Annotated in this window: 19 protein-coding genes and 1 pseudogene; 6 read left to right on the forward strand and 14 right to left on the reverse strand. The window is 72.6% G+C overall.

Features of this window, described 5'->3' with window-relative positions; genetic code table 11:
• The gene (locus tag KME66_RS04850) at positions 1-3,117 is read left to right on the forward strand and encodes a glycoside hydrolase family 38 C-terminal domain-containing protein (protein ID WP_216319349.1); all 3,117 of its coding nucleotides are present in this window, start codon (positions 1-3) and stop codon (positions 3,115-3,117) included.
• 21 nt (positions 3,118-3,138) lie between these two features.
• On the opposite strand, the gene KME66_RS04855 is transcribed toward KME66_RS04850, so the two are convergent.
• Both KME66_RS04855 and KME66_RS04860 read right to left on the reverse strand, forming a co-directional pair.
• Positions 3,139-4,881 (reverse strand): pyruvate dehydrogenase, encoded by a 1,743-nt coding sequence (locus KME66_RS04855; protein ID WP_216319353.1) that lies wholly within the window; start codon positions 4,879-4,881, stop codon positions 3,139-3,141.
• Positions 4,882-4,993: 112 nt separating this feature from the next.
• Positions 4,994-6,401: pseudogene (locus KME66_RS04860) on the reverse strand (protein phosphatase 2C domain-containing protein).
• Positions 6,402-6,479: 78 nt separating this feature from the next.
• Between KME66_RS04860 and KME66_RS34525 the strand changes: the two are divergent.
• A complete protein-coding gene (locus tag KME66_RS34525) occupies positions 6,480-6,611 on the forward strand; it encodes a hypothetical protein (protein WP_367303646.1) in 132 nt (43 codons plus the stop codon).
• Between the two features lie 392 nt (positions 6,612-7,003).
• On the opposite strand, the gene KME66_RS04865 is transcribed toward KME66_RS34525, so the two are convergent.
• Positions 7,004-10,774, reverse strand: coding sequence for a S8 family serine peptidase (locus tag KME66_RS04865; protein ID WP_216319355.1), 3,771 nt, complete (start codon positions 10,772-10,774; stop codon positions 7,004-7,006).
• Between the two features lie 209 nt (positions 10,775-10,983).
• On the opposite strand from KME66_RS04865, the gene KME66_RS04870 reads away from it, so the two are divergent.
• Complete coding sequence (locus KME66_RS04870) at positions 10,984-11,976, forward strand: LuxR family transcriptional regulator (RefSeq protein ID WP_073221311.1); 993 nt, start codon at positions 10,984-10,986, stop codon at positions 11,974-11,976.
• A 112-nt stretch (positions 11,977-12,088) separates the two neighbouring features.
• A complete protein-coding gene (locus KME66_RS04875) occupies positions 12,089-12,571 on the forward strand; it encodes a DUF456 domain-containing protein (RefSeq protein ID WP_216319357.1) in 483 nt (160 codons plus the stop codon).
• Between the two features lie 386 nt (positions 12,572-12,957).
• Here the strand turns inward: KME66_RS04875 and KME66_RS04880 are convergent, their stop codons facing one another.
• Together KME66_RS04880 and rsgA are read right to left on the reverse strand one after the other, a co-directional pair.
• Positions 12,958-14,331 (reverse strand): DNA-3-methyladenine glycosylase 2 family protein, encoded by a 1,374-nt coding sequence (locus KME66_RS04880; protein ID WP_301184487.1) that lies wholly within the window; start codon positions 14,329-14,331, stop codon positions 12,958-12,960.
• A 73-nt stretch (positions 14,332-14,404) separates the two neighbouring features.
• Positions 14,405-15,574, reverse strand: coding sequence for a ribosome small subunit-dependent GTPase A (rsgA, locus tag KME66_RS04885; RefSeq protein WP_216319361.1), 1,170 nt, complete (start codon positions 15,572-15,574; stop codon positions 14,405-14,407).
• 362 nt (positions 15,575-15,936) lie between these two features.
• On the opposite strand from rsgA, the gene KME66_RS04890 reads away from it, so the two are divergent.
• A complete protein-coding gene (locus KME66_RS04890; protein ID WP_216319363.1) occupies positions 15,937-16,437 on the forward strand; it encodes a DUF5949 family protein in 501 nt (166 codons plus the stop codon).
• A 176-nt stretch (positions 16,438-16,613) separates the two neighbouring features.
• Here the strand turns inward: KME66_RS04890 and KME66_RS04895 are convergent, their stop codons facing one another.
• The 6 genes from KME66_RS04895 to KME66_RS04915 all read right to left on the reverse strand — a co-directional run bounded on the left by KME66_RS04895 (position 16,614) and on the right by KME66_RS04915 (position 19,468).
• The gene (locus KME66_RS04895; protein ID WP_073221299.1) at positions 16,614-17,021 is read right to left on the reverse strand and encodes a rodlin; all 408 of its coding nucleotides are present in this window, start codon (positions 17,019-17,021) and stop codon (positions 16,614-16,616) included.
• Between the two features lie 118 nt (positions 17,022-17,139).
• Complete coding sequence (locus KME66_RS33825) at positions 17,140-17,361, reverse strand: hypothetical protein (RefSeq protein ID WP_253208232.1); 222 nt, start codon at positions 17,359-17,361, stop codon at positions 17,140-17,142.
• A 186-nt stretch (positions 17,362-17,547) separates the two neighbouring features.
• Positions 17,548-17,958: a rodlin gene (locus tag KME66_RS04900; protein ID WP_073221294.1), complete on the reverse strand. Its 411-nt coding sequence runs from the start codon at positions 17,956-17,958 to the stop codon at positions 17,548-17,550.
• A gap of 68 nt (positions 17,959-18,026) precedes the next feature.
• Complete coding sequence (locus KME66_RS04905; protein ID WP_073221291.1) at positions 18,027-18,317, reverse strand: hypothetical protein; 291 nt, start codon at positions 18,315-18,317, stop codon at positions 18,027-18,029.
• A 267-nt stretch (positions 18,318-18,584) separates the two neighbouring features.
• Positions 18,585-18,818, reverse strand: coding sequence for a chaplin (locus KME66_RS04910; RefSeq protein WP_073221288.1), 234 nt, complete (start codon positions 18,816-18,818; stop codon positions 18,585-18,587).
• Positions 18,819-19,066: 248 nt separating this feature from the next.
• Positions 19,067-19,468 (reverse strand): rodlin, encoded by a 402-nt coding sequence (locus tag KME66_RS04915; RefSeq protein WP_216319365.1) that lies wholly within the window; start codon positions 19,466-19,468, stop codon positions 19,067-19,069.
• A 580-nt stretch (positions 19,469-20,048) separates the two neighbouring features.
• Here KME66_RS04915 and KME66_RS04920 point away from each other — a divergent pair.
• Positions 20,049-20,729 (forward strand): chaplin, encoded by a 681-nt coding sequence (locus tag KME66_RS04920; protein ID WP_216319368.1) that lies wholly within the window; start codon positions 20,049-20,051, stop codon positions 20,727-20,729.
• 101 nt (positions 20,730-20,830) lie between these two features.
• Here the strand turns inward: KME66_RS04920 and KME66_RS04925 are convergent, their stop codons facing one another.
• The 3 genes from KME66_RS04925 to KME66_RS04935 all read right to left on the reverse strand — a co-directional run bounded on the left by KME66_RS04925 (position 20,831) and on the right by KME66_RS04935 (position 26,685).
• On the reverse strand, positions 20,831-21,220 hold the full coding sequence (locus KME66_RS04925; protein WP_253208233.1) for a hypothetical protein: 390 nt from the start codon (positions 21,218-21,220) through the stop codon (positions 20,831-20,833).
• 4 nt (positions 21,221-21,224) lie between these two features.
• Positions 21,225-25,226 carry a polymorphic toxin-type HINT domain-containing protein gene (locus KME66_RS04930; RefSeq protein WP_216319370.1) on the reverse strand — a complete coding sequence of 1,334 codons (4,002 nt, stop codon included), beginning with the start codon at positions 25,224-25,226 and terminating at the stop codon, positions 21,225-21,227.
• 238 nt (positions 25,227-25,464) lie between these two features.
• Positions 25,465-26,685, reverse strand: a complete 1,221-nt coding sequence (locus KME66_RS04935; RefSeq protein ID WP_216319373.1) for an acetyl-CoA C-acetyltransferase — start codon at positions 26,683-26,685, stop codon at positions 25,465-25,467.
• Positions 26,686-26,720 lie beyond the last annotated feature (35 nt).

A 26,720-nucleotide genomic window follows, 5' to 3' on the forward strand; every position in this document is an offset into this window, starting at 1 on the left:
ATGCACGACGACCGCGCCCTGGTGGAGGGCCGCCTGGAGCGGGCCCTCCACCAGTTCGTCCGCCCGGCCCAGTACGCCGCCCGCACCCCGCTCGCCCTGTCCGTGTGGCACGTGCCGGGTGAGCCGGTGCCGGTGGCGGAGGCCCTCGGGGCGGACTTCGTGCCGTTCACGGCCGGTACGGAGTGGGGGAAGCCCTGGTCCACCAGCTGGTTCCGGCTGCGGGGAGCGGTGCCCGGGGAGTGGTCCGGGCGCCGGGTGGAAGTGGTCGTCGATCCGGGGTTCACCGGCCAGGGACCGGGCTTCCAGGCCGAGGGGATGCTGTACGACCATCTGGGCGTCCCCCTGAAGGGTGTTCATCCGCGCAGCCGGCACCTGACGCTCGCCCACCCGGCGGCGGGCGGGGAGCCGGTCGATCTGCTGCTGGAGGCGGCCGCCAACCCGGCGGTGCTGGAGCACGGCTTCGCGCCGACCCCGCTCGGTGACGTGCTGACGTCCGGCGACCGTCCCCCGTACCGCTTCGCCTCCGCCGATCTCGCGGTCCTCGACGAGGAGGTCTGGCATCTGGTCCTGGACATCGAGGTGCTGTCCGAGCTGATGCACGAGCTGCCCGACGACCGTTCCCGGCGGCACGAGATCCTGCGGGCGCTGGAGTCGATGCTCGACGCGCTGGACCTGCACGACGTCTCCGGCACCGCGGCGGCGGGCCGGGCGGCCCTGGCAGGCGTGCTGGCGCGGCCCGCGTCCGCGAGCGCCCACCGGATCTCGGCGGCCGGGCACGCGCACATCGACTCGGCGTGGCTCTGGCCGCTGCGCGAGACCGTCCGCAAGGCGTCCCGGACGTTCGCCAATGTCACCGCCCTCGCGCGGGACTACCCGGAGCTGGTCTTCGCCTGTTCGCAGGCCCAGCAGTACGCCTGGGTGAAGGAGCACCAGCCGCACGTCTGGGAGCGGATCAAGGAGGCGGTGGCGGCGGGCCAGTGGACGCCGGTCGGCTCGATGTGGGTGGAGTCGGATGCCAACCTGCCGGGCGGCGAGGCGCTGGCCCGCCAACTCGTCCACGGGAAGCGGTTCTTCGCGAAGGAGCTGGGCGTCGAGACGGAGGAGATCTGGCTGCCGGACTCCTTCGGCTACACCGCCGCCTTCCCCCAACTGGCCCGACTGGCGGGGGTCACGTGGTTCCTCACCCAGAAGCTCTCGTGGAACCAGCACAACAGCATGCCGCACCACACCTTCTGGTGGGAGGGCATCGACGGCACCCGGGTCTTCACGCACTTCCCGCCGGTCGACACCTACAACGCCCAGCTCCACGCCCGCGAACTGGCGCACGCGGAGCAGAACTTCGCGGAGAAGGGCCGGGCGACACGTTCGCTGGTGCCGTTCGGCTGGGGCGACGGCGGGGGCGGGCCGACCCGCGAGATGCTGGAGCGGGCCCGCCGGCTGCGGGATCTGGAGGGCTCGCCGCGGGTGACGGTCGAGGCGCCCTCGGCGTTCTTCGCGGCGGCCGAGGAGGAGTACGGGGAGCGAGCGCCCGTCTGGTCGGGCGAACTGTACCTGGAGCTGCACCGGGCCACGTACACCACGCAGGCGAAGACCAAGCAGGGCAATCGCCGCAGCGAACATCTGCTGCGTGAGGCCGAGTTGTGGGCGACGGCGGCCGCGCTGCACTCCCCCGCGTACGCCTATCCCTTCGACCGGCTCGACCGGGTGTGGAAGACGGTGCTGCTGCACCAGTTCCACGACATCCTGCCCGGTTCCTCGATCGCCTGGGTGCATCGCGAGGCCCGGGACACCTACGAGGAGGTGCGCGCCGAGCTGGCGGACCTGGTGGCCGGAGCGGTCACCTCGCTGGGCGCGGCCGAGGGCATGGTGGCGCTCAACTCCTCGCCGTACGACCGTGTCCAGGTGATCGAGCTGGATGCGCAGGCGGCCGGGGTGCTGCCGTCGGGGGCGCACGTACAGGAGCTGGGCGAGGGCCGGGCGGCGGTGCTGGCGCGGAGTCCGGGGCTCGGGGCGGGCCTGCTGGACGGGGCGGCGGTCCCCCGGCACCCGGTGACGGCCGAGGCGTCACCGGGGCGTGGGGGCGTCGTCCTGGACAACGGGCTGCTGCGGGTGGTGGTGGACGGCGACGGGCTGGTCTCGTCGGCCCGCGACCTGGTCGCCGGCCGCGAGGTGCTGGTGCCCGGCGCCCGTGCCAACCTCCTCCAGCTGCACCCGGACCACCCCAACCACTGGGACGCGTGGGACATCGACCGGCACTACCGGAACACCCGCACCGACCTCATCGGCGCCGACTCGGTGTCCCTGGTGGAGGAGGGGCCGCTGCGGGCGGCCGTGCGGGTGGTGCGCTCGTTCGGGAGGTCGACCGTCGTGCAGGAGGTGCGGCTCGCGGCGGGGGCCCGCCTGCTCGACATCGACACGGAGGTGGACTGGCAGGAGTCGGAGAAGGTCCTCAAGGCCGCCTTCCCGCTCGATGTGCACGCCGAACGGTCCACCGCCGAAATCCAGTTCGGGCATGTCCACCGGGCGACCCACGACAACACGTCCTGGGACGCGGCCCGTTTCGAGATCTGCGCCCACCGCTGGCTCCGGGTCGCCGAGCCGGGCTACGGGGTCGCGCTGCTCAACGACTCGACGTACGGCCACGATGTGACCCGCACCCCGCATCCGGACGGCCTCGGCACGACCGTACGGCTGACGCTGCTGCGGGCTCCGCGCAGCCCGGATCCGCACACGGATCTGGGCGTGCACCGCTTCCGGTACGCGCTCGCGCCCGGCGCGGAGGTGACGGACGCCGTGCGGGAGGGCCTGGCGCTGAACCTCCCGCTGCGGGCGGCGGTGGCTCCGGTGGTGCCCGCGCTGGTGTCGACGGGGCATCCGGGGGTGACGGTCGGGTCGGTCAAGCTCGCCGAGGACCGGAGCGGGGACGTGGTCGTACGGCTCTACGAGTCGGCGGGCGGCCGGGCGCGGACCTGGCTGACGGCGGCGTTCCCGGTCGCGGCGGCCCGGATCACCGATCTGCTGGAACGGCCGCTGCACCCGGCGGTGACGGAGGAGAACGGGATCGTCCTCGACCTGCGGCCGTTCCAGATCCTGACGGTGCGGCTGACGCCGGCGTGACGGGGCCCGGCGCGGAGACGGTCAGGGGCGCGGCACGTTGCGCAGGTTGGAGCGGGCCATCTGGAGCATCCGGCCCACTCCGCCGTCCAGCACGATCTTGCTGGCGGAGAGCGCGAAGCCGGTGACCATCTCGGCGCTGATCTTCGGCGGAATGGAGAGCGCGTTCGGGTCGGTGACCACGTCGACGAGCGCGGGGCCCTTGTGCTTGAACGCGTCCTTGAGCGCGGACTGGAGTTGCTTGGGCTTCTCCACGCGTACGCCGAAGGCGCCGGCCGCACGGGCGATGGCGGCGAAGTCGGGGTTCTTGTTGGTGGTCCCGTAGGACGGCAGCCCCGCCACCAGCATCTCCAACTCGACCATGCCGAGCGATGAGTTGTTGAACAGCACGACCTTCACCGGCAGGTCGTACTGGACCAGGGTGAGGAAGTCGCCCATCAGCATGGAGAATCCGCCGTCGCCGGACATCGCGACGACCTGCCGGTCCCGGTCGGTGAACTGGGCGCCGATCGCCTGCGGCAGGGCGTTGGCCATGGAGCCGTGACTGAACGAACCGATCACCCGCCGCTTGCCGTTGGGCGTGAGGTAGCGGGCGGCCCAGACATTGTTCATCCCGGTGTCGACGGTGAACACGGCGTCCTCGTCGGCCATCTCGTCCAGCACGGAGGCGACGTACTCGGGGTGGATCGGGACGTGCTTCTCGACCTTGCGGGTGTAGGCCTTGACCACGCCCTCCAGGGCGTTGGCATGCTTCTTCAGCATCCGGTCGAGGAACCTGCGGTCGGCCTTGGGCTTCACCCGGGGGGTCAGACAGCGCAGCGTCTCGCGCACATCGCCCCAGACAGCGAGGTCGAGCTTGGAGCGGCGGCCGAGGTGTTCGGGACGCACGTCGACCTGGACGATCTTCACGTCGTCCGGGAGGAAGGCGTTGTACGGGAAGTCGGTGCCGAGCAGGACGAGGAGGTCGCACTCGTGGGTCGCCTCGTACGCGGCGCCGTAGCCGAGCAGCCCGCTCATCCCGACGTCGTACGGATTGTCGTACTGGATCCACTCCTTGCCGCGCAGCGCGTGCCCGACGGGGGACTTGATCTTCTCGGCGAACTCCATGACCTCGGCGTGCGCCCCGGCCGTGCCGCTGCCGCAGAACAGCGTCACCCGTTTGGCCTCGTCCACCATGCGGCAGAGCTTGTCGATCTCGTCGTCGCCTGGCCGGACGGTGGGCCGCTCGGTGACCAGGGCGTGTTCGATGCTCTTCTCGGGGGCGGGCTTGGAGGCGATGTCCCCCGGCATGGCGACGACGCTGACCCCGCCCCGGCCGATGGCGTGCTGGATCGCCGTCTGGAGCAGCCGGGGCATCTGCTCCGGGTTGGAGATCATCTCGTTGTAGTGGCTGCACTCCTGGAACAGCAGCTCGGGGTGGGTCTCCTGGAAGTAGCCGAGGCCGATCTCCCCGGAGGGGATGTGCGAGGCGAGGGCCAGCACCGGGGCCATGGAGCGGTGCGCGTCGTACAGACCGTTGATCAGGTGCAGATTGCCCGGCCCGCAGGAGCCCGCGCAGGCCGCGAGCGAGCCGGTGACCTGCGCTTCGGCTCCGGCGGCGAAGGCGGCGGTCTCCTCGTGCCGGACATGGATCCAGTCAATGGCCGAGTTACGCCGGATGGCGTCCACGACGGGGTTCAGGCTGTCGCCGACGACGCCGTACAGACGCTTGACGCCCGCCCTGGCGAGGATGTCGACGAACTGCTCCGCCACGTTCTGCTTGGCCATGGGTGCGCGCCCTTCCTTGCCCGTGCTCCGTGCACTTCGGTTGTCCGGGGACCGGAGCGGCGAAACACGCTTCCGCCGGGCTCCGGAATCCATCAACCCACGGGGCGCGCGGTTACGCCTCCCAGACGGCGGCGCAGGTGCGGTCGTCGGCGTATCCCTTGATCCGGAGCTGGGTGTCGGCGAGGAAGGCGGGCAGTCCGGGCGGCCCCTCGGTCCCCCAGCGCCCGGCGAGCTCGCCGGGGAGCGCCGGCTCGCCGCGCATGGGCTCGGCCAGTCCGTTGCTGCACAGCATCAGCGTGTCGCCGGGGCGGGCCACGGAGGCCCGGAACCCGAAGGGCCGGCCGGGCGGCTGCGGGGGCCCCTCGGCGTCCGGGGACACCGGCCCGGTGATCTGGAGGTCCATGGTCAGCCGGTCCCCGTCCGGTCCGGCCTCCGGCTCGTCGCCCGGACGGACGGCCGGGTCCTGCGGGGCGACGGGCTCCAGGTCCTGCCAGAGCCCGTCGCGGAGCCGGAACAGGCCGCCGCTGCCGACGCCGAAGAAGACCCGGGTGCGGCACTCGGGGTCGGCGGGGAGCAGGAGGCAGCGGAGGTTGGCGGTGTACGCGTCGGGCTCGACGCCGAGTTCGGCGGCGCGGGCGCGCAGCTTGCCGTACGTACGGTCGATGAGCCGGTGCAGCCCGGACTTCAGGTCGTCCCGGCGCCCCGCTCTTATGTCCTCGGAGAGCCGCAGATGGCTGCGGGCGACGGCCCCGCCGATCCAGCGACAGGCGTCGGCGGCGGCGAGGTGGGCCGCCTCGCCGTCCCGTCGGCCGCCTGCCACGGCGACCAGCACGAGGGCGCTCTCGGCGGCCCCGAAGCGGGCGGTGAGCAGCCCGTCGCGCCGGGGCTCACCGCGGAACCGGGCGGAGTCGCCGCGGACGGAGGCGGTGCGCAGGGTGTACGTCCCGTAGCGCGCGCCGTCCAGAACGGTGTCGGGGACGAGACCGTCCAGATTCTCCGAGGTGGCGGACGGCAGGGCGGCGGGCTCGGCGTCGTAGGTGGGCGGCCGGTCCCCCAGGTGCCCGACGGCGGGCCGCACCCCGGCGGCCGCGGGATCCGGTGGTGGTTCGTGCAGCGCACCGGGGTCGGCCGCGGGACCGGCTCCGGGAGGCCTGCCGGACTCGGGCGCGGCCGGCGCACGCGGCGCGGCGAAGGTCCGAGGCCCCGCCTGCCCGCCGGGCGCCTCCCAGGGCGCGGGGAAGACGTCGGTGCGGGGTGGCGAGGGCGGAGGCGTGACACGCGGGTCCGGAGAGAGCCCGGGGGCCGGGGCGGGGCTCGCGGACGGAACGGGCGGGGCCGCGGGGACCGGGGCGGAACGGACGGCGGGGCGGGCAAGGGGCGGTGGCCGACCGCTGGGCGGGAGCCGGCCCCGGAGCGGGAGCGGACGGCGGGGGCGGGGCAGACCGCGGGGGCGGGGCAGACCGCGGGGGCGCGGCCTCTGTCGGGGCCGGAGCCTCTGTCGGGGCGGAGCCGGTGGCCACCGTCGAAGCCGACGGCGGAGCAGGGGCAGGAACCTCAGCCGCAGCCGCGAGGACGGCCGGGGCCGGGGCACCGCCCCCGTGCGGGCCACCGACGGCGTGCGGGTCTTCGTGGCCTTCCGCGTCGACGCCTTCTGCGTCGGGCGCCTCGTAGCGGTCCGCGAACGGGTCCGTGTACGGGTCCTCGTACGCGTCCGGGTCGGGGCCCTCTGACGGCTCCGGCGCGGTCTCGGGCGCGGCGGCCCGGTGGTCGTCCGGCGGCCTGCTCACCGTGTCCGACACGGAGTCGAAGCGGTCGTCGAGACTGTCGGCCGCGCGGCTGGGACCGGTGTCCGGCGCGGACTCGTCGTACAGCTTGCGCCACCAGTCGTCCTCATGGGCGGCGGGCTTCTCCCCCTGCTGACTCATGCCCCTATTGTCCACCGCGAAGGCGGCCCGAAAACGGGGCATCGGGAAAAAGTGGCCCGTAAACAGGGTCCGCCGGGCGGCCCCACCCCCCACGGGAAGGACGCCCGGCGGACCGGTCCCAACGATCGGCATCTCGGCGTTTCAGCCGGTCATATGCTCAGCCGGTCTTCGGTTCGGCGGCTCGCTGTGCCCGCTCCTCAGCGCACGGCATACGCGTCGTTGACGGTCTGGACGACGGAGGTGCCGTTCGCGTCGGTGAGTTCCGTCCGCAGGGTGACGGACTGGCCGGCCGCGTCCGCGTGGTCGACGGTCGCCGTCCAGCGGCCGCCCCGCCGCCCGGTGGTGGCCGCGTGCCAGGTAGAGCCGCCGTCGTAGCTGAACGAGACCTTCACACCGGTGAGTTCACCGGGGGTGTACCCGGCGTGCCCGGTCACGGCGAGGCCGATCCGCCGACCGTTCTTCGCGGGCACCGTCTTCATGCCGTCGGTGGGCACGTCGTAGCGCGGGAAGAGCAGCGGCAGCCCCTGCGACGCCACGTCCGGCTTCCGTTCGGAGCGGAAGCCCCACGTGGTCTCCGTCCGCGTGGAACGCTTCCAGACCGTCGCGGGCGAGCCGATCTTCGTGGTCGTCAGGGTGAGTTCGTACGCGGCGTCCTCGGCGGGCACGGTGAACACGCCGAACGGATAGCCGCTCTCGCCGACGAGGTCGCCGTCACGTTCGAGCCGCATGCCGCCGATGTCGCCGAACGATCCCTGCCGGCCCACGTGTTCGGTGTCGGTCATGAAGGCGGGGGCGACGCCGATGAGATTGCCCTGCCGTTCGCCGGCGAGCGCCTGCGCGCCGTTCGCGTCGCGCGGGGCGCCGGGGACCAGCAGGCCCCGGTACCACTCCTCCGTCGTGGCCCGGCCCGCCCGGTACGTACGGGCGTCGCCGGTCATCAGCTCGCCCCACGGGAAGCTGGAGGAGAGCGTCTTCTGCCAGACCGTGTCCCCGGCCGTGTAGTACTCGGTGCGCTTGCCGGGGGCGGCGACGAGGGCGAGGGAGGAGGCGCTGTAGGTCGCGCCGTAGGGGCGGGAGACGAGCAGCGTGTCGACGAAGTCGGTGGCCACGCCCATCGATTCATGGGTGGAGACGACCGAGCCGAGCTTCTTGTCCCGGACCTTGTAGGTGCGGCCGGAGGTGATCTGCCCCTTCTCCGGGAACGCGAGGTTGTAGACGAACGGGCTGACGGCCGTGGCGGCCCAGGAGACCTCCGTCTTCCCCGTGCCGAGGGCCGTCCTCAGCACGGCGGCCTCGTCGGCGCGCAGGCCGAGGACCGGCAGGGGCGCGGCCCCGAAGCCGAGGCCCGGCTGCCAGTCGCCGGACGACGGGCGGTGCACGAGGAGTGCCTTCGCCCCTGCGGCCTCGGCGGCCCGAGCCTGGGCCAGGACGTTCGGGGCGTCGTCACCGACCTCCACGAGGGCGATCCGGCCCCTCGCTCCGGCGGCCTCCAGGTCGGCGGCGCCGCCCGCTCCGGCGTCGACGACCTCGGCGCGGCCGGTGCCGTCCAGGTTGACCGAGCCCGTGGTGGCGGGCCGGGGGTGCAGGGCGGCTCCGCCGGTCACGGAGAACTTCCGGATCTGCGGGGCGTACGCCCGCCAGAACGAGGCGAACTCGAAGTCCCCGTCGCGGGCCCTGCCCTGGACGTCGACCAGGTAGTCCTTGATGATCCCGGTGCCGGAGATCGATCCGGAGTGCAGCCAGGTGTCGTCCCAGGAGCGCCCGAACGCGAGGGTCGCGCCGCGTGTCTCGGCGGCCCGGTCCTCGGTGCGGACCTTCAGGCGGTGGGCCTCGCGGGCGTCGAGGACGAGGGTGGTGTCCCGGGTGACGTTCAGCTGGGGGCGGGCCAGGTAGCCGACGGAACCGACGAGTTGACCCGTCGGGTCCGTGGTGTCGGGCGTCGCGATGAAGCTGGAGACGAAGTACGCGCCGGGCCGGACCTGGAAGGTCTGATCGGTGGCGCCCTCGTTGAAGCGGCGTTCACCGGAGGCGGTGTCGGTGCCGATCAGATCGAGGGAGGAGACGCCGTCGGCGGGCTTGCCGGTGCGGTCGACGAGCTTGACGCGCAGGGTGACGGTCTCCGGTGCCACGTACAGGGAGAACGGGGTGGAGACCGTGACTCCCCCGGTGGCCGTGGCGAGGACGCGGCCGGTGACGTCGCCGTACTGGGCGGCGGTCAGCCGGGCGGCGGGGTCGAGGGTGAGCGGCACCTCGACGGTCTCCCCGGCCGGCACGGTGACGGACGTGCGGCCCGGCGAGGCGATCCTGGAGCGGACGGGAGAGCCGTCGTTGCCGGTGACACCGGCGACCTTCAGCGACAGCTCGACCGGCTTTGTGCCGGTGTTCGTGTAGGGCACGGCGACGGTGGTGCGGTCACTCCTGTCCTGCGGCCAGTTGAAGCTGCCGCCCTGCACGGCGGGGGCGCCGGTCACGGGCGTACGGACGGCCCGGTCGACGTCGAGACGGCCGCCTCCGGTCTCGCGTACGTCACCGGGGACGGCGCTGTCCGCCGACGAGACCAGGGCCGCCTTGATCTGCTGGGCGGTCCAGTCGGGGTGACGCTGCTTCACCACCGCTGCCGCGCCCGCGACATGCGGGGCCGCCATCGACGTACCGGACATGGAGCGGTACGCCTGTGAGCCGCGGCCACCGGCGGCCGCGGCGGAGATACCGACGCCGGGCGCGGCGATCTCGGGCTTGAGGGTGTGCGAGACGGTCGCGGGGCCCCGGCTGGAGAAGTCCGCGGTGGAGTCGTCGCGGTCCACCGCGCCCACGGTCAGGACGCCGGGGGCGCAGCCGGGCGAGGAGACGGAGTTGAGGGACGGGCCGAGGTTTCCGGCGGCGACCACGAACAAGGTGTCCTTGCTCTTGCCGAGTTCGGCGGCGGCCATGCTCATCGGGTCGGTGCAGTCGGTGGGTTCGGCGCTGCCGAGGCTCATGGAGACGACGTCGGCCCGGTGGTCGACGGCCCACTGCATGCCCGCGATGATCCAGGAGGCGGCGCCGGAGCCGCTGTCGTTGAGGACCTTGCCGACCATCAGGCCGGTGCCGGGGGCGACACCCTTGTTCCTCCCGTCACTCGCCGCGCCGGAGCCGCCCACGGTGGAGGCGACGTGGGTGCCGTGACCCTGGCGGTCGTCGGTGTCGGCGGAGTCGGTGAAGTTCTCCGATGCGGTGATCCGGCCCTCGAGGTCGGGGTGTCCGGCGTCCGCCCCGGTGTCCAGGACGGCCACCGTGGTGCCGGTGCCGTCATAGCCGGCGGCCCAGGCGCGGTCCGCGCCGACCTGATGGGCCGACTGGTCGAGACTGGCCTGAACCTTGCGGTCCAGCCAGAGCTTCTCGATGCCGGAGCCCGCACGGGAGCGGGGTGCCGTGAGGTCGGCCCAGAAGTCGGCGGCGTGCTTCTTGTCGGCCTTGAGCGCGAGTCCGCCGATGCTGTCGAGGGCCGCTCCGCGCTCGGCCCCGCGCGGGGTGACGAGGGTGCGGCGGGCGGTGTCGCCGGTGTAGGTGGCGATCAGCGGGACGGAGTCGGTGCGGCTGTCGTCGTACCCCTGACGGATCAGCCCGGTGACGTTGAACAGTTCCTCGTCCACGGTGCCGGCGGCGAGCGCGGACACGGCGGACTCGGGGTAGACGTACAGGTCCGGGCCGGACCGCCGGGTCTGGAGGAGGGGCACGGCGCCGTCCGCGCGGGGCAGGGCGGCGGCGGCGGGCGTGCCCGAGGCGTCCGTGGTCACCAGCACCCGGTCGCCGGTGACGAGCGTCAGCGTGACGGGCTTCGGCGCCTCGGCGGCGACGGCCGCGCTCCCGGTGATCGGTCTGCTCGCGTCTCGCCCGTCCGGTGGCGCGGCCACCGACGGCGCGATCACGGTGGCGGCGAGCACGGCGGCGGTCGCCGCTCCCAGTGCCGTACGCGATATCGGGCGCATCGCTCTCCCCAGGTCATTCCGGAACGAAACAGCCCAAGGGGGCTTGTCCCGGAGGTTGTTGGTGCTGCGGTGGCGCCACACTGGCAGAGGGGCCAGGGGTACGGGGGATGATGTGGGCGGCGGGTTTACGCCGTGGCCCTTTCCCGCCACGCGGGGCCCGCGCAGGGGCGCCGCGATGCGCGAACAGCCACGTCCGGGGAGGTCGGAGAATGCTGGGGGCCATTGGTCTCGACGAGAGACAGGAGACCGCGTACCGTGCGCTCGTCGCGGCGGGAGCCGCGGAGCTCACCGATCTCGCGCACCGGCTGGCGCTTCCGGAGCCGGATGCCGAACGCGTACTGCGGCGACTGGAGCAGCAGGGTCTCGCCGCCCAGTCCTCGGCCCGGCCCGGCCGCTGGGTGGCGGCGCCGCCCGGGGTGGCGCTCGGCGCCCTGCTGATCCAGCAGCGGCACGAGCTGGAGCAGGCGGAGCTGGCGTCCGCGCTGCTCGCCGAGGAGTACCGGGCCGAGGCGAGCGAACCGGCGGTGCACGATCTGGTGGAGGTGGTGACGGGGGCGAGCGCCGTCACCCAGCGTTTCCACCAGTTGCAGCTGGGCGCGGTGTCCGAGGTGTGCGCCCTGGTGACGGGGAAGCCGGTCGCGGTGACCGGGATGGAGAACGAGTCGGAGGAGCGCGCGGCCTCGCGCGGGGTGAGCTACCGGGTGGTGGTCGAACGCGAGGTGCTGTCGACGCCGTACGGGATCCTGGAGCTGTCGGCGGCGCTGAGCCGGGACGAGCAGTGCCGGGTGGTGGACCGGGTTCCGACGAAGCTGGTGGTGGCCGACGGGAGCCTCGCGATGGTCCCGCTGACCGGGCGGGGCGAGGAGCCCGCGGCCCTGGTCGTGCACGCCAGCGGGCTGCTGGAGTCGCTGATGGGGCTGTTCGAGGCGGTGTGGCGCGATGCCATGCCGCTGCGCATCGGCGAGGGCGGCGGGGTCCGCGAGGACACCACCGGACCGGATCCGGCGGATCTGGAGATCCTGTCCCTGCTGCTGGCGGGGCTGACCGACGCCAGTGTGGCCAAGCAGCTGGATCTCGGGCTGCGGACCGTGCAGCGCCGGGTCAAGGGCCTGATGGAGCTGACCGGCGTCTCGACCAGGCTCCAGCTGGGCTGGCATGCCTACGAGCGTGGCTGGGTCTCCCGTGCCGGGTCCCGGGGCTGAGGTCCTGGGCCCGGTACGGGTGGCCCGCCGCCGGCCGTCCGCCGCCTCATCGCCGCAGGTGGCCGGGGTGCGCTGACGGGCGGAGCCGGGCACTCTCCGGCACGCTGGTCAGATGAGTGTGTGGCAGCTCGTCGCCGTGGGCCTGGTCATGCTGCTGGGTCTGGTCGGCGTCCTGCTGCCGGGGGTGCCGGGGCAGGCGATCGTCTGGGCGGCGGTGCTGTGGTGGGCACTGACGGACATGACGCCGGCCGCCTGGGGCGTCCTGATCGGCGCGACGGGGCTGATGCTGCTGAACCAGGCGCTCAAACCGCTGCTGCCGCCGCGCCGCCCGGGTGAGTCGGGGGCGCCGCGGCGGACCCTGATGATCGGCGGGATCGCGGGGATCGCCGGATTCTTCGTGGTGCCCGTGGTGGGCGGGGTCCTGGGGTACGTGGGGGCCATCTTCGGGACGGAGCGGCTGCGCCTGGGCAGCCGGGGCGCGGCCTGGACGTCGGTGCGCTCGGTGATGCGGGCGACGGGCTACGCGGTGCTGGTGGAACTGTTCTGCTGCCTGCTGGTGGCGGGCGCCTGGCTGGGCGCGGTGCTCTGGGGCTGACCCGGAACCTCCGGCCCGTCGGCCCGTCGGCCCGTCGGCCCGTCGGCCCAAGCCTTCCGGCCGGCCGCTGTTTCCGGTACGCCGCGTCACGGCACGGAAATCCGGCGCCCTTGCCGGAGCCCGGGTCCCCGGCGGCCGGGTCACAGCGCGGGTTCCCGGTGCACCGCGTCACGGCACGGGATTCCGGCGTCCGGGTCGCGGCCCGGGTCCCCGGCGGCCGGGTCACGGCGCGGGTTCCCGGCGGCCGGGTCACGGCGCGGGTCCCCGGTGCACCGCCTCGCAGCACGGAATTCCGGCGGCCCCGACCGAAGAGCGCGTTCCCGGCGCCGGCTCCGCCCCCGTCGCGCCGGCCGACCGGGACGCTCCCCGGCCCCCGGCGGCCGCGGTCAGCTCGGCGCCGCCGCATCCGCCGCCTCCAGATGGCGTACGGCGTAGGAGCGCCAGGGCCGCCACCGCTCCGCTCCCGGTGTTCCGTACGGGTCCACGTCGGGGTCGCCGAGCGCCCGTATCCGGATCAGGGCGGCCGTGGACCGGCCGATCCCGGGCAGCGCCAGCAGCGCGCGCTCCGCCTCGTCCCGGTCGGCCCCGGCGTCCAGCCGCAGCCGGCCGTCGGCGAGTGCGGTGGCCAGGGCCCGCACTTCCGGGGCATCGGCGGAACCGGCGAGCACGTCCGGCTCGGGGAACAGGTGGGTGAGCCCCCCGCAGGGGACGTCCAGCGCCTTCCCGTACCGCTCGACCAGCGTCCCGGCCTCCGTCTGCCCGGCCAGGATCCGCACGGCCGCCTCCTCCGGGTCGGCCGCGCCCGGTGAGCGCAGCCCGGGGCGGGCGGCGACCAGCGGGGCGAGCCGGGGGTCGGCGGCCAGTGCCTCGTCCACGGCGTACGGGTCGGCGTCCAGGTCGAAGAGGCGGCGCACCCGCTGGACGGCGGTGGTCAGGTCACGCAGGTCGGTGAGCTGGATCCGGGCCTCCAGCCAGGGACCGCCGGGCGACGCCTCGTCGACCGCGACGAGCCCGGAGCCGTACGGGAGCCGCAGGGTGCGCCGGTAGGTGCGGGAGCCCGGCGCCCCCGCCACCTCCTCGATCCGGGCGACCGCCTCGGCGGCCAGCAGGTCGAACAGGGCGGCGGTGGCGTACGGGCCCCGGTGGGCGAGCCGCAGCGGAATCCCGGCCCGCAGCCCCTCACGCCGTCCGCCGCCGAGCCCCGTACCAGCTTCGGCGCGCAGGGCGCTGGGGGTGCGGGCGTAGATCTGCCGGATGGTGTCGTTGAACTGCCGCACGCTGGCGAATCCGGCGGCGAAGGCGATCTCGGTGACCGGCAGCGGCGTGGTCTGGAGGAGGACCCGGGCCGTGTGGGAGCGCTGGGCGCGGGCCAGCGCGACGGGACCCGCGCCCAGCTCGGCGTTGAGCTGGCGCTGAACCTGGCGGGCGCTGTAGCCGAGCCGCCCGGCCAGACCGGGGACGCCTTCGCGGTCGACGACGCCGTCGCCGATCAGGCGCATGGCCCGGCCGACGACGTCCGCGCGGGCGTTCCATTCGGCGGAGCCGGGCACGGCGTCCGGGCGGCAGCGGCGGCAGGCCCGGAAGCCGCCCGCCTGGGCCGCCGCCGCAGTGGGGTAGAAGCGCACGTTGGCACGCTTGGGGGTGACGGCGGGGCAGCTGGGACGGCAGTAGATGCCGGTGGTCACGACGGCGAAGAAGAACGCGCCGTCGAACCGTGCGTCGCGGCTGCTCACCGCCTCGTACCGGGTCCGATCGTCCATCACACCGTCCAGTGTGCGGCAGCCGGAACCGCCGCACTCGCGGTTTTCGGACGTCGAACCCGGTCCCGTTCGGCTACCGGAGCCGGCCGCGCTTGGCCTGCATGGCCGCGCGCCCCTCCGCGCCCTTGCGCTTCCAGTCCCGCAGGATCTCGGCGCGCACCCGGGCGTCGGTCTTGGCCACGATCCGCTGGTTCTCGCGGATCAGCTTGCGGTAGCTCTCCAGTCGCCGCGCGGGCAGGGTTCCGTCCTCCAGGGCGCCGAGGACGGCGCACCCGGGCTCGGCCTCGTGGGCGCAGTCGTGGAACCGGCACTCCTCGGCGAGTTCCTCGATCTCGGAGAACACCTCGCCGACCCCGGTCCCGGCGTCGTAGAGGCCGACGCCGCGCAGCCCGGGGGTGTCGATGAGGACGCCTCCCTGCGGGAGGAGCAGGAGGTTGCGGGTCGTGGTGGTGTGCCGGCCCTTGCCGTCGACGTCACGGGCCGCCTGTACGTCCATCACGTCCTGACCGAGCAGGGTGTTGGCCAGGGTCGACTTGCCCGCTCCGGAAACGCCGAGCAGCACGCTCGTACCGCCGGAGACCATGGCGCCGAAGACGTCGAGCCCCTCGCCGGTGGTGGAGCTGACGGGCAGCACCTGCACGCCGGGCGCGATGGCCTCGATGTCCTGGACGAGGTGGGACAGGGTGACCGCGTCGGGCACCAGGTCGGCCTTGGTCAGGACCACGATCGGCTGGGGGTGCCGCTCCTGGCCGGCGCCGTCGCCGTCGCCGAGCAGGGCGGCGCCCTCGGAGCTGGAGAGGGCGAGCGCGAGGAACCGCTCGACCCGCCCGAGGTCCAGTTCGACGGCGAGCGAGACGCAGATGGCGATGTGGTCGATGTTGGTGGCGAGCACCTGGCCCTCGGACCGCTGCGAGGAGGTCGAGCGGACGAAGGCGGTACGGCGCGGCAGCAGCGTACGGACGAAGCGCGGGTCGCCGTCGGCGTCGAGCGCCACCCAGTCACCGGTGCAGACGATCCGCATCGGGTCGCGGGGCACGACGAACGCGGTGTCGGCGCGGACCGTGCCGTCGGCGGTGATCACGTCGCACCGGCCGCGGTCCACACGCACGACCCGGCCCGGCACGAGCCCCTGCTCGGCGTACGGGGAGAAGGCTGCGGCCCATGCCCCGTCCCAGCCGTACGGAGTCAGCGGGTGCGAGGAGTCGGCAGCGGAGGAGGAACGGGAGGAAAGCGGGAAAGACAAGGGAAACCCTTCACAGGGTGGCCCCGGCGCGCGCGCTCGGCGCGGAAAAGGAGAGAGAAGAGGTCAGCCGGTGGCCACGGGGATGAGGACGATGCTCTTCCGGTTGTGGGCAGTGCCCACCGCAACGACAGTCATCAATGTCCTCACCTCCTGGTTCCGCTGATCCTGGGGCTCCCCGGAACGGGCTCCGGCGGAACGGTGATCACCCTAGCCCGACGCCCGGGAGCATCGTCAACCGATTTACTCCGGACCACGGTCGAGGGACGCTCGGGCAGGCGCTTTCGTAAGAGATAGGCGCAATCTCCCTCGATCGGGTGATACGCATGCATTGCGCCCGGTCCGGGGCCGTTAGGGTGCCGAGCATGACCACACCCCAGGCCCCCACCGGCATGTTCACCCCGGCCCACTTGGGCACCCAGATCCTGATCGGCTGGAGCGGCCGGCAGCCCGACGCGGACCAGGACACCGCCTTTCTCCTCGCGTACTCACTGGGCGACGGGCAGGACGGCCCGGTCGTCGGCCGCGAGGCCATGCACGCCGCACTGGAGCGCGCGGGTCTCCACGTCGGCGGCCCGATCCAGGACGCCGCCGAGAGCCCCGGCATCCAGGCGAAGCTTCTCGTCCAGGCGGGCCAGGCCGTCCTGACCCTGCCTCACCTCAGCGCGCAGTACCCGGCTCCCCCGGAGTGGCTGGCCGCGGCCGAGGAGCAGGGCCAGGTGTACGGGATGTTCGCCACGACCCCGTGGCCGGAGGCCGTTCCCGGGCAGCCGGTCACCGAGGACCAGTTGCGGGCGTTCGCGGCCGACGAGGAGGTCGTCCGCACCGCCGCCCACTGCCTGCTCCCGGTCCGTTCGCTGGGCTGAGGCCCACCGCCCTCGGCACGACGAGGCCCACCGCCCCACGGGGGGCGGTGGGCCTCGTCGTGTACGCGATGCCGCCCGCCCGGTGCCGCGGTCGGCGCCGCACCGGGGGAACGCGAACGGGCGGTCCGAGGGTGACCCTCGGACCGCCCGCGCCGACTGCGTCAGGCTGGGGTGCGTCAGTTGTTGCCGACGCCGTTGCCCGAGAGGACCGGGATGTCGTCCAGGATGTGCGACAGCGGCTCGTCGCCCTTGGCCTGGGTGGAGTTGTCGGCACACTGCTGGTTCTGCGGGTTGGACAGGACGTTGACGTCCTGGACCGCGACCGGCACGACACCGACGAGCGAACCGACGTTCGCCTTGAGGGGCAGGCCGACGCAGAGCTTGTTCAGGGTGCCCTGAACCAGCTGGTTCTGCGGGCTCCAGTCGCCCTTCGTCTTCGCGTTGCCGATCTCCGACTCGGCGCCGTTCCCGTTGAGGGTGGTGGTGCCGCCGTCGTTGCCGATCGCCATGGCCGTGGGAGCCGCGACTGCGGACAGACCGAGCAGGGACACGGCCACTGCAGCGCCGGCCATCATCTTCTTCATCAACTTCACCTTTCGGAGCGTCCCGTTGTGGAACGTACTGATCAACTGCCGCCACCCCGGATCGGTTGCGCAGTACCACTCATATGGGTTCGTTCCGGCGCAAGGTCGACGCTTCCGGTCAGTTTCCGGGCGTCTCAGGCCCAGGGGCCTGGTCCGCGGTGCGCGCGGCGGGCACGAACCCCGTGCGACGGGGGGCGGGGCCCGGGTGCGGTTCCGCCAGGGGGTGTTCGCCTCCGGCCGCCTGCCATTCGGCGACGAGCCGGTCGTAGATCGGTGTGCCACCGCCCGGCGCCGGCCGCCGTTCGGCGCTCTGCGGGGTCTGACTGTCGTACGGATCCATGCCGGTGCCCTACCCGGCCGGGCCCGGACCGTCAGCCGGGGTTACGCCGTCCGGCCCAACCGCTTGCCCCGGTGGGGGGCATCGGGACACGGCGAGGGGCCGGCCCGTCCGGCCCGGCGAGAAGAGGTCGCCGTACGGACGGACCGGCCCCAGGTGTCACCGGGAGCGGACCGGGGTCACGCGGACTCAGTTGTTGCCGGCGCCGTTGCCCGAGAGGATCGGGATGTCGTTCAGGAGGTGGGACAGCGCCTCGTCACCCTTGGCCTGGGTGGAGTTCTCGGTGCACTGCTGGTTCTGCGGGGACGACAGGACGTTGATGTCCTGGACGGAGATCGGCACGAGGCCGAGCAGCGAGCCGACGTTCGCCTTGGCCGGGAGGGCGATGCAGGGCTTGTTCAGCGAGCCCTGGATGAGCGCGAACTGCGGGCTCCAGTCGCCGTGGGTCTCGGAGTTGCCGTACGCCTGCGAGGCGCCGTTGCCGTTGAACGTGGTGGTGCCGCCGTCGTTGGCGGTGGCCATGGCGGCCGGGGCGGCCGCGGCGGAGACGCCGACGATGGAGACGGCGACGGCCGCCGTGGACATGAACTTCTTGAACATGGGTGAGCCCTTCGGGAAGTGTTGCGTATCAGGCGGAGAAGCCCGGGGGAATGGTCGAGGTGCGGCGGTCAGCCGCCGAGGGGAACACCGCCGAGCAGCGGGGCGGCGCCCTCGGCCACACCGGTTGCCTGGCCCGCCAGCTTGCCGACCGTGCCGTCCTCCGAGAGCGTCTCGGTGGTCTCGGCGGCCGTGTCCACCAGCGGGTCGACGACCTGCGGGGCACTGGCCACGACCTGGTTGAGGCCGCTGTCGAGGCTGAAGTTGGGGGCCGTGGGCGTGGGAGCCGCGAAGGCGGGAGCGGCCGATCCGAGGGCAGCCACGGAACCGACAACGAGGGCGGCGGTCTTCGCGTACTTCACTATTCTGGTTCCCTTCCGCGCGGCGTCTGCTTCGGTCACGTCTCCGTGCCGCACACAAGCCTTCTTTACCTGTGACTTCTGCCGCTTTCTTCCTGATCAACGATCAGGCCGCTTCCGGGAAACTGCGGGGCGCGGAATTTCTCCCGCGGCGTCGGTGAATCCGGGAAGCCGGGCCGCCGGGACACGCGGTCAGCGAAAAGGCCCCGGACGGCACAGGTGCCGTCCGGGGCCCACCGGCTGCGGGCCCGAAGGCCGACCGCCGGAGAGTTACTGGTTGACGCAGGTGTTGCCGAACGCCGGGTTCAGCGCGCCGATCACGTTGACGGTGTTGCCGCAGATGTTGAGCGGAATGTGGATCGGGACCTGCAGGATGTTGCCCGACAGCACGCCCGGGGAGTGCGCGGCGACGGCTTCGGCACCCGAGTCGGCCATGGCCGGCGCGGCGAAGCCCATCGCCATGAACGTACCGGCGGCGACGGCGGCAACCTTGGTGAACTTCACGTTTCTTCCCTTTCCTCGGCGGAGTCCGGTGCGGTCACGACTGTCGTGCCCGCACGGGCCGGATACCGAATGGCCCATGACTCCTGCGCTGTCCTACGTAACGATGAACGCCCGGAATCGGAACTGTCCGTCGGGCCGATTTCTGGACATCCGCCCGAATGCCGCAGTCCTGTTCCGGGAACACAACGGGCCCGAGCCGCTCGGTGGAGGAACGCCGAGGGCCCGGGCCCGAGCAGGGCGGCTGCGGGTCAGTTGTTGCCGACGCCGTTGCCGGAGAGGATCGGGATGTCCTCCAGGATGTGCGACAGCGCCTCGTCACCCTTGGCCTGGGTGGAGTTCTCGGTGCACTGCTGGTTCTGCGGGGACGACAGGACGTTGATGTCCTGGACCGCGATCGGCACGAGACCGATGAGCGAACCGACGTTCGCCTTGGCCGGCAGGGCGATGCAGGGCTTGTTCAGCGAGCCCTGGACCAGCGCGAACTGCGGGCTCCAGTCGCCGTGGGTCTCGGAGTTGCCGTACGCCTGCGAGGCACCGTTGCCGTTGACCGAGGTCGTGCCGCCGTCGTTGGCGATGGCCATGGCCTGCGTCGCACCGAGACCGAGGATGGAGGCGGCGACAGCGCCCGTAGCCAGAACCTTCTTGATCACGATTAACCCTTCTCGTACTGGTTGCCCCGAGGCGGAGCCCCCTGGTCAACTCACCACGCGGCGTTTGGTTGCGCCCCTTCACCCGAATGCCGGATGCGGGGCGGCCCCCGCGCCCTCTCCGTCCGGCCATGCCGTACGCCATGTCCTACGGCCATTCCGCACGGCCGTCCGTTCGTGAAGAAGTTGCACAGGCACTCCGGCACCTTTCGCCCGAACGAGTGGGCGGAGTCGGCGAACCCGACGTCACGTCGCAGCCGGGACGAGCAACCCGGCGAGGTCAACAGCAGCGAATTGCTGTGGAGTTGAGGGCGAATCGTTTCTCTTCTTCCGCCGACCAGGATGGGCGGGGTGCAACCACACCACCCGTTCGGGTGATTACACATTTTCCACGCAACTCCAAGTTTCCCGCGTGACGTCTGTGTCGTTATGGCAGTCGTCCAGCGCGCACGTCTTCACCACATTCACCACGGCTTCCCGCCGGATCCGGCTGTGCAGCGGCTCCGCCCGATGGCTGCCCGTTACGTCCGCGCGTGAAGCACCCACACGATGTCCTCGCCAATGTCCTCAGAAAGGGCAAGTAATGCGACAGGTCCTGAATAAAAGCATGATCGTCATGGCGGCCGCCTCGGGCCTCCTGGCGGCGGTGGGCGGCACCGCGCACGCCGATGCGTCGGCGGAGGGCGCGGCGGTCGGTTCGCCGGGTGTCGGTTCGGGCAATGCCGTGCAGGCGCCGGTGCACGTCCCGGTCAACGTGTGCGGCAACACCGTCAACGTGATCGCTCTGCTGAACCCGGCCTTCGGCAACGCGTGCGTGAACGCCGACGGCCCGAAGCACGAGCACCCGCCGGTCGACGAGCCGCCGGTCGATGAGCCGCCCGTGGACGAGCCCCCGGTGGACGAGCCGCCGGTGGACGAGCCGCCCGTGGACGAGCCCCCGGTCGACGAGCCGCCGGTGGACGAGCCCCCGGTCGACGAGCCGCCCGTGGACGAGCCCCCGGTCGACGAGCCGCCGGTCGACGAGCCCCCGGTCGACGAGCCGCCGTTGGACCAGCCGCCCACCGACACGCCCGGCACCGACACGCCTGGCAGCGACACTCCCGGCTCGGACACCCCCGGGTCCGGCACGCCGGGATACAACACCCCGGACGCGCACCTGGCCGACACCGGTGCCGCTGACCTCGGCCTGGCCGCCGGCGCGAGCGCCGCGCTCCTGCTCGGCGGCTCGGTGCTGATGCGCCGCACCCGCAACGCGCGGGACTGACAAGGCTCCTGCGGGAGAACGAGGTCCGGCCGGACAGCGGGGACTGTCCGGCCGGACCTTCTGCGTGTGCGCCTGCCGCAGTCGGTGCGACGCAGCCGGGCCTACGGTCGCAGACTCCAGAGGAGGTCGCGCGGCCCGTCCGGATCGCGCCCCGAGCCGCCCTGCCCGCGCCGTCGTTCAGCGGTGATCTTCGCGCACTGCACGTAGCCCCCGCCCGATCGGGAACTCAGGCGGACGATGACGAAGGAGTCTCGCCACTTCTCGTCCACACCAGAGCTGTCGAAGACCTCCCGGAACTCGTCCTCGTCCACCGAATGAAGCCGCAGCTCCTTGTAGCGCATGGCGAGTTGCATGGCGGCGACTCCTTCGAAGAGGATGTCCACCCCTTCCTCCCCGGACTCGTCCGAGGAGGCCCGGAGGAGAAGCTGCGAGTGCCCGACTCCGTATTTCCACACCCGGAACGTGAGATCGGATTCGAAGATCACCGGCATCGAATTATTCCTTCCCAAAAGGATTGGGGACCACCTTTCCGTTCCGGTACCAAGTGATTCTGTCCCACGCGTGGGGGGATTGACTGATCTGGTAGATCTCCCACGCCGTGAATCCCTCAAAATCATTGGCCGGATCAACGTTCTTCCCGCGTGCAGCATAGGCGGCAGGATCAGGGATTCCGTCCAGGTTGAACGATATGCGCGTGGTGTTCCCCTCGGAAAGAAATTCCCTTACGTGGGTGTACCACTGCTTGTCGTCCGACCAATGCTTGAACATGTCTGCCCCATGCTTTTCGGCGAACTCGACGAGGGCGAACGGGTTGTCGTCCGCCTCCGACTTCCCGAGAGCGATGTGCGGGCAGTCGGAATTGTGGACCAGTACAGGGGTCTCGCCCGCCAGCACATAGTAGGTGTGGAGGTCGTCGACCGTGAGGTTGTATGTCCGGGCGTGCTGGGTGAACGCGGCGTTTTCCCGCACCTCCGGCCGGGAGCCGTCGTCGCTGAGGAGGGTGTCGCCCGCTTCGAGATCGGCCGCTTCGACCCATTTCCCGCGTGACGGGCTCCAGAACGGGTGCTCGTACGTGGCCGTCAGCTCGGCCGGCCCCTGACGGGTTCCCACCGTCAGGGTGTTGAAGTGCTTGTCGTGTTCGGTGACGATGAGGCGGGTCACCTTGCGTGCGGCCGTGCGGCCGGTGACCGGGTCGGTGGCCCGAACCAGGTCACCCCATTCGACGTCTTCGATATTCCGGTGACTGCCGTCCGCCATGAGCACCTTGGTGCCGGCGGGGAAACACGTCTCGCAGGGAATCCGGTTCAGTGCGCGCAGACCCTCATAAGCACCCTTGAGCAGCCTGATCTTGTTGTTGATCGCCGCGTCCTGCGCCAGATCCATGCAGGCGTCGAGATCGTAGTCCAGGCAATTCTTGAGCTGGCTGAGGCCGGCTATCGCTACTCCGAGCTCCCACATCGTCCGCGCGTAGGGCTCCACGACCTTGGCCATCCCGAGCGAGGTGCAGAAGGCATCACCCGGGGATTTCCGGTCGCAGTGGAAGGGGTCGTTCTCCTTCGGGCACCCCAGAAGTCCGCATTTACGCATGCGTTCGGCCGGGGTGTCCTGCCGAAGCTTTCGGCGTTCCGCCTCCGCTTCCGCCTTGAGCTTGTCGATGGCGACGCCGAAAGCGTCTCTGGCCGCCTTGTCGGCGGCGGCCCAGTCCTTCCCCGCGGCGACGGCGGACTTCCTCGCCTTGTCCGCATGGGCCCAGGCAGTGCTCGCCGAAGCATGGGCGAGTTCCGAGGACACCGTGGCGTCGGCCGCGGAGCCGCTGGCCAGGGCAGCGGATTTTCCGGCTGCGTCCGCCGCCTGCCGGGCGGTCGCGGCAGACGCCGCGGCCCGGGCGGCGGAGGCTTCGGCCTCCTGGGCGGACCGGGCAGCCTCCTCCGCGTGGGTCTCGGCGGTCTTGGAGGCGGCCGAGGCCTCAGCGGCGTACGTCTTCGCTTCGTCGGCCGCCTTACGGGCGATCGCCGCCACCCGGTGGGCCTCCGCCGCGTTCTGCTGGGCCCGGGCGGCCGTTCCGGCGGCCTGCGCCACCAGCGCCTGCACCCGCGCGACGTGCGTCGCAGCCAGCAGGTCCTTGCGCTGGGCCATGTGCTGACCGGAATCGATGAAGCGGTGCAGCAGTTCGTCGGGGCCTTCCAGGGCGATCCGCGCCGCGGACCGTACCTCCGGGCCTCCGCTGTCCAAGAGCTGGGCCGCCCGGACCCGCTCGTCCTGTACTCGGGCGGTGTGCTGGCCGGTGGCCAGGAACGTACGGTAGTTGTCGAGGGAGTTGGAGTTCAGCGCGGCACGGGCGGCGTCGCCGAGCACGGCGCCGCCGGTGTCGGCGAGCCGTGCGATCTCGATCCGGTACTGCGACTCACCGGCCCGGTACTGGCCGGTCCTGAGGAACTCCGCGACGACAGTGGCGTCCCCGCCGAGGGCCTGCTCCGCGGCGTCGCTGATCGCCGGGACCGGACTGTCCGTGGAGAGACGGGCCACCTGGACCCGGTCGTCCTCGTGGGCAGCCTCCTGCCAGCCGCCGCGCACATAGGCGATGACCTCCGCGTCCGAAGCCGCGACCGCCGCCTCCGCGGCTGCCCGGGCCCAGGGGCCGCCGTCGGTCAGCGTCAGAACGGCCAGGCTGCGCCCCTGGCGGGCCACTGCCGCGGGGTCGGCGTCCGGGCGTGCGGCCTCCGTGGCGAGCCGCCGTGCCTCCGCGGCCCGCTCCGTCGCCAGCCGGTCCTGCGTGCGCCGATCTTCGGCGCGGGCCTCCTCCTCCGCCTTGAGGTCCTTGGCCCGCTCGATGCCGGCGTTGGTGCGTGCCTGTAGTTCGGCGGCCTCGACCTCGCGGGCCACGGCGAAGATGTCCTTGGCCTGCTTACTGGTCGCGGTCGCGGTGTCCGCCGCCTCCTTGGCGGCGACGGCGTGTGCCTTCGACTTCGCGGCGGCGGTCTCGGCGTGACCTGCCTGGTCGGCGGCCTCCCTGGCGGCCATGGCCGAGGCACGGGCGTGCCGGGCCGCGGACCGGGCCGCGTCACGCGCCTGCTCCGCGGCCACGGCGGACTTGCGGGCCAGGGCCACCGCCGCGTTCGCGGCGCGGGTCGCCTCCGCCGCGTGGCGGCGCGGCTGCGGCCGCGTTGCGGGCCTCGACGGCCCTGGCGTCGCTCTGATCGGCGTACCCGCCGGCCTCGGTGGCGGCAGCGGCGGCAGCGGTGGCGTTCGCACCGGCGGACAGCGCGGCGACCGCCGCGTCCCCGCCGCGTTCGCCGCGTTGGTGGCCTGGTCCGCGGCCTCCGCACCGTCATCGGCACCGCGCGCGGCGGCCTCCGCCTCGTCCGCCGCCTTGCGTGCGTCACTGGCCTTCGTGGCGTCGGTTGCCGCGTCCGCTGCCGCGCTCCGGGCGCGGGAGGAGGCTCGGGCCGCACCGGCGGCCGCGGCTGCCGCCTGGGCCGCCGCGTTGGCGGCGATGCGTGCGGCGTTGTTCGCCGCGGCGGCGGATGCGATGGCCTGGCGCGCGGCGGCGGCGGCCTGGGTGGCGGCCGACGCGGCCCGGCCTGCCGCACTGGCGGCCTTGGTTGCGTCGTCCGCCGCCTTGGACGCCTCGTCGGCGGCTCTGAGCGCCGCCGCCTTGGCCAGCTTCGACGCCTCCACGGCGCGGGCGGACTCGCTCTTGGCCGCGGCGGTCTCGGCGGCCGCCTGCCGACCGGCCTCCTTCGCCAGTTGGGCGAGTTGGGCGACCGTCAGGTGTTCCTGGTCGCGCGCCCGGGCGACATGCTGCCCCACTTCCAGGAACTCGCCGATGTCGGCGGGCGAGCCCTGAAGAGCGAGTCGGCCGGCCGCTCGGACAGCGGGGCCTCCCGTGCTGAGGATCTGCACTGCCGCGACCCGCTCGTCCTGCGCGCGCTGCTGGTACTGCCCGCGTGCGAGGAACTCACGTACGGCATCGGGCGTGCCTGCCAGGGCGGCCCTGCCCCGCTCCTGGACGTTCGGGCCCCCGGCATCGATCACCTGGGCGACCCGGACCCGCTCGTCCTGCTCGAAAGGCACCCGCCACCCGAAGTCGAGGAACGTCCTGAGCCGCTCCCGCGAGCCGGCGAGCGCCGCGCGCGCCGCCTCGATGGTGTTCGGGCCGCCGACACTGGCGATGTTGGCCGCGGCGACCCGGTCGTCCTGATAGGCGTTGGAGGCCGCCTCGGCCAGGAAGCGGTCGACATCGGCGTCACTGCCAGACAGCGCCGCTTCGGCGGCGGCCCGGACTCCGGGCCCGCCGACCTTCCAGAAGGTCAGGACCCTTCCGCGGTCCGTGGGTTCGCCTGCGGCAGGCGCCGCGGCGCTCGCCGTCGGTGCGGCCGCACCGGCCGGAACGGGAGCCAGCAGACCCACCAGGCAGGCCAGGGGGAGGAGACTCAGACAGAGGAACCGCAGGACGGCTCTCCCTTGTCCGACGATTCTTCGGGGGTGGTTGTCCATCGTTGGCGAAGCACTCCACTTCGGAGAGCCGGTGCACCTCTGCCGTACACCGGCGTGCAGAGGCAGGCAACCGGCGCACTCAGTGCGGTTGTTCGAGTGGGATCACCGCACAGGCCGGGCTCCCGAGTGCGTCCGCTTCTCGAACCAGGCACCGAGCATGCGTCCGACCGACCTGCGAGACCTCCGAAACATACGCATTCCTTCACACCGTGTCCACTTGAATACGAGTGGACAGTCGTCAGTCCGCGACGCGCTCGAAGACCGCGGCGAGACCCTGGCCGCCGCCGATGCACATCGTCTCCAGCCCGTACCGCGCCTCGCGGCGGTGGAGTTCGCGCGTGAGCGTGGCGAGGATGCGGGCACCGGTGGCGCCGACCGGATGGCCGAGGGAGATGCCCGAGCCGTTGACGTTGATCCGCTGCTCGTGGTCCTTCTCGCCCAGGCCCAACTCCCCCGTACAGGCGAGCACCTGGGCGGCGAACGCCTCGTTGAGCTCGATCAGGTCGAGGTCCGCGAGCGTGAGTCCCGCCCGGTCCAGGGCGGTGCGGGTGGCGGCGACGGGGGCGATGCCCATGGTCGCGGCGGGCACCCCGGCACGGGCGAACGAGACGAGGCGGACGAGCGGCGTGAGGCCGAGGCGTTCGGCGGTCCCGGCGCTGGTGACCAGACAGGCGGCGGCCGCATCGTTCTGGCCGCTGGCGTTGCCCGCGGTGACGGTGGCGTCCCGGTCCGACTTCGCCATCACGGGGCGGAGCGCGGCGAGTTGTTCGGCCGTCGTGTCGGGGCGTGGGTGCTCGTCGGCGGTGACCGTCGTCTCGCCCTTGCGGGTGCGTACGGTGACGGGGACGGTCTCCGCGTCGTAGCGGCCCTCGGCGACGGAACGGGCGGCCCGCTGCTGGGAGCGCAGCGCCAGGGCGTCCTGGTCGGCGCGGCTGATGCGGTACTGGCGGCGCAGGTTCTCCGCCGTCTCGATCATGCCGCCGGGAACCGGGTGGTTGACGCCTCCGGCGGTCACCCGGCCCCGGGCGAGGGCGTCGTGGAGGTGGAGGCCGGGCCCCTTGATGCCCCAGCGTCCGTCGTGGGTGTAGTAGGGGGCGGCGCTCATCACGTCGACGCCGCCCGCGATCACGACGTCGCTGAACCCGGCCCGGATCTGCATCGCCGCGTCCAGCACCGCCTGGAGACCGGAGCCGCAGCGGCGGTCGACCTGGGAGCCGGTGACCGAACTGGGCAGTCCGGCGTCCAGGGCGGCGACGCGGCCGATGGCGGGGGCCTCGCTGGTCGGGTAGGCGTGGCCGAGGATCACCTCGTCGACCCGTTCGGGATCGATACCGGTGCGGGTGACGATCTCCGCGATGACACGTGCGGCCAGCGCGGCCGGGGTCTGCTGGGCGAAGGCCCCGCCGAACCGGCCGATGGGGGTGCGCAGGGGTTCGCAGATGACGACGTCGAGCGGCACGGAGGGCCTTTCCCTGGGATCGGGGGCGGGGAACA

Origin of the sequence: Streptomyces sp. YPW6 (genome assembly GCF_018866325.1) — a bacterium.
Lineage (GTDB): Bacteria > Actinomycetota > Actinomycetes > Streptomycetales > Streptomycetaceae > Streptomyces.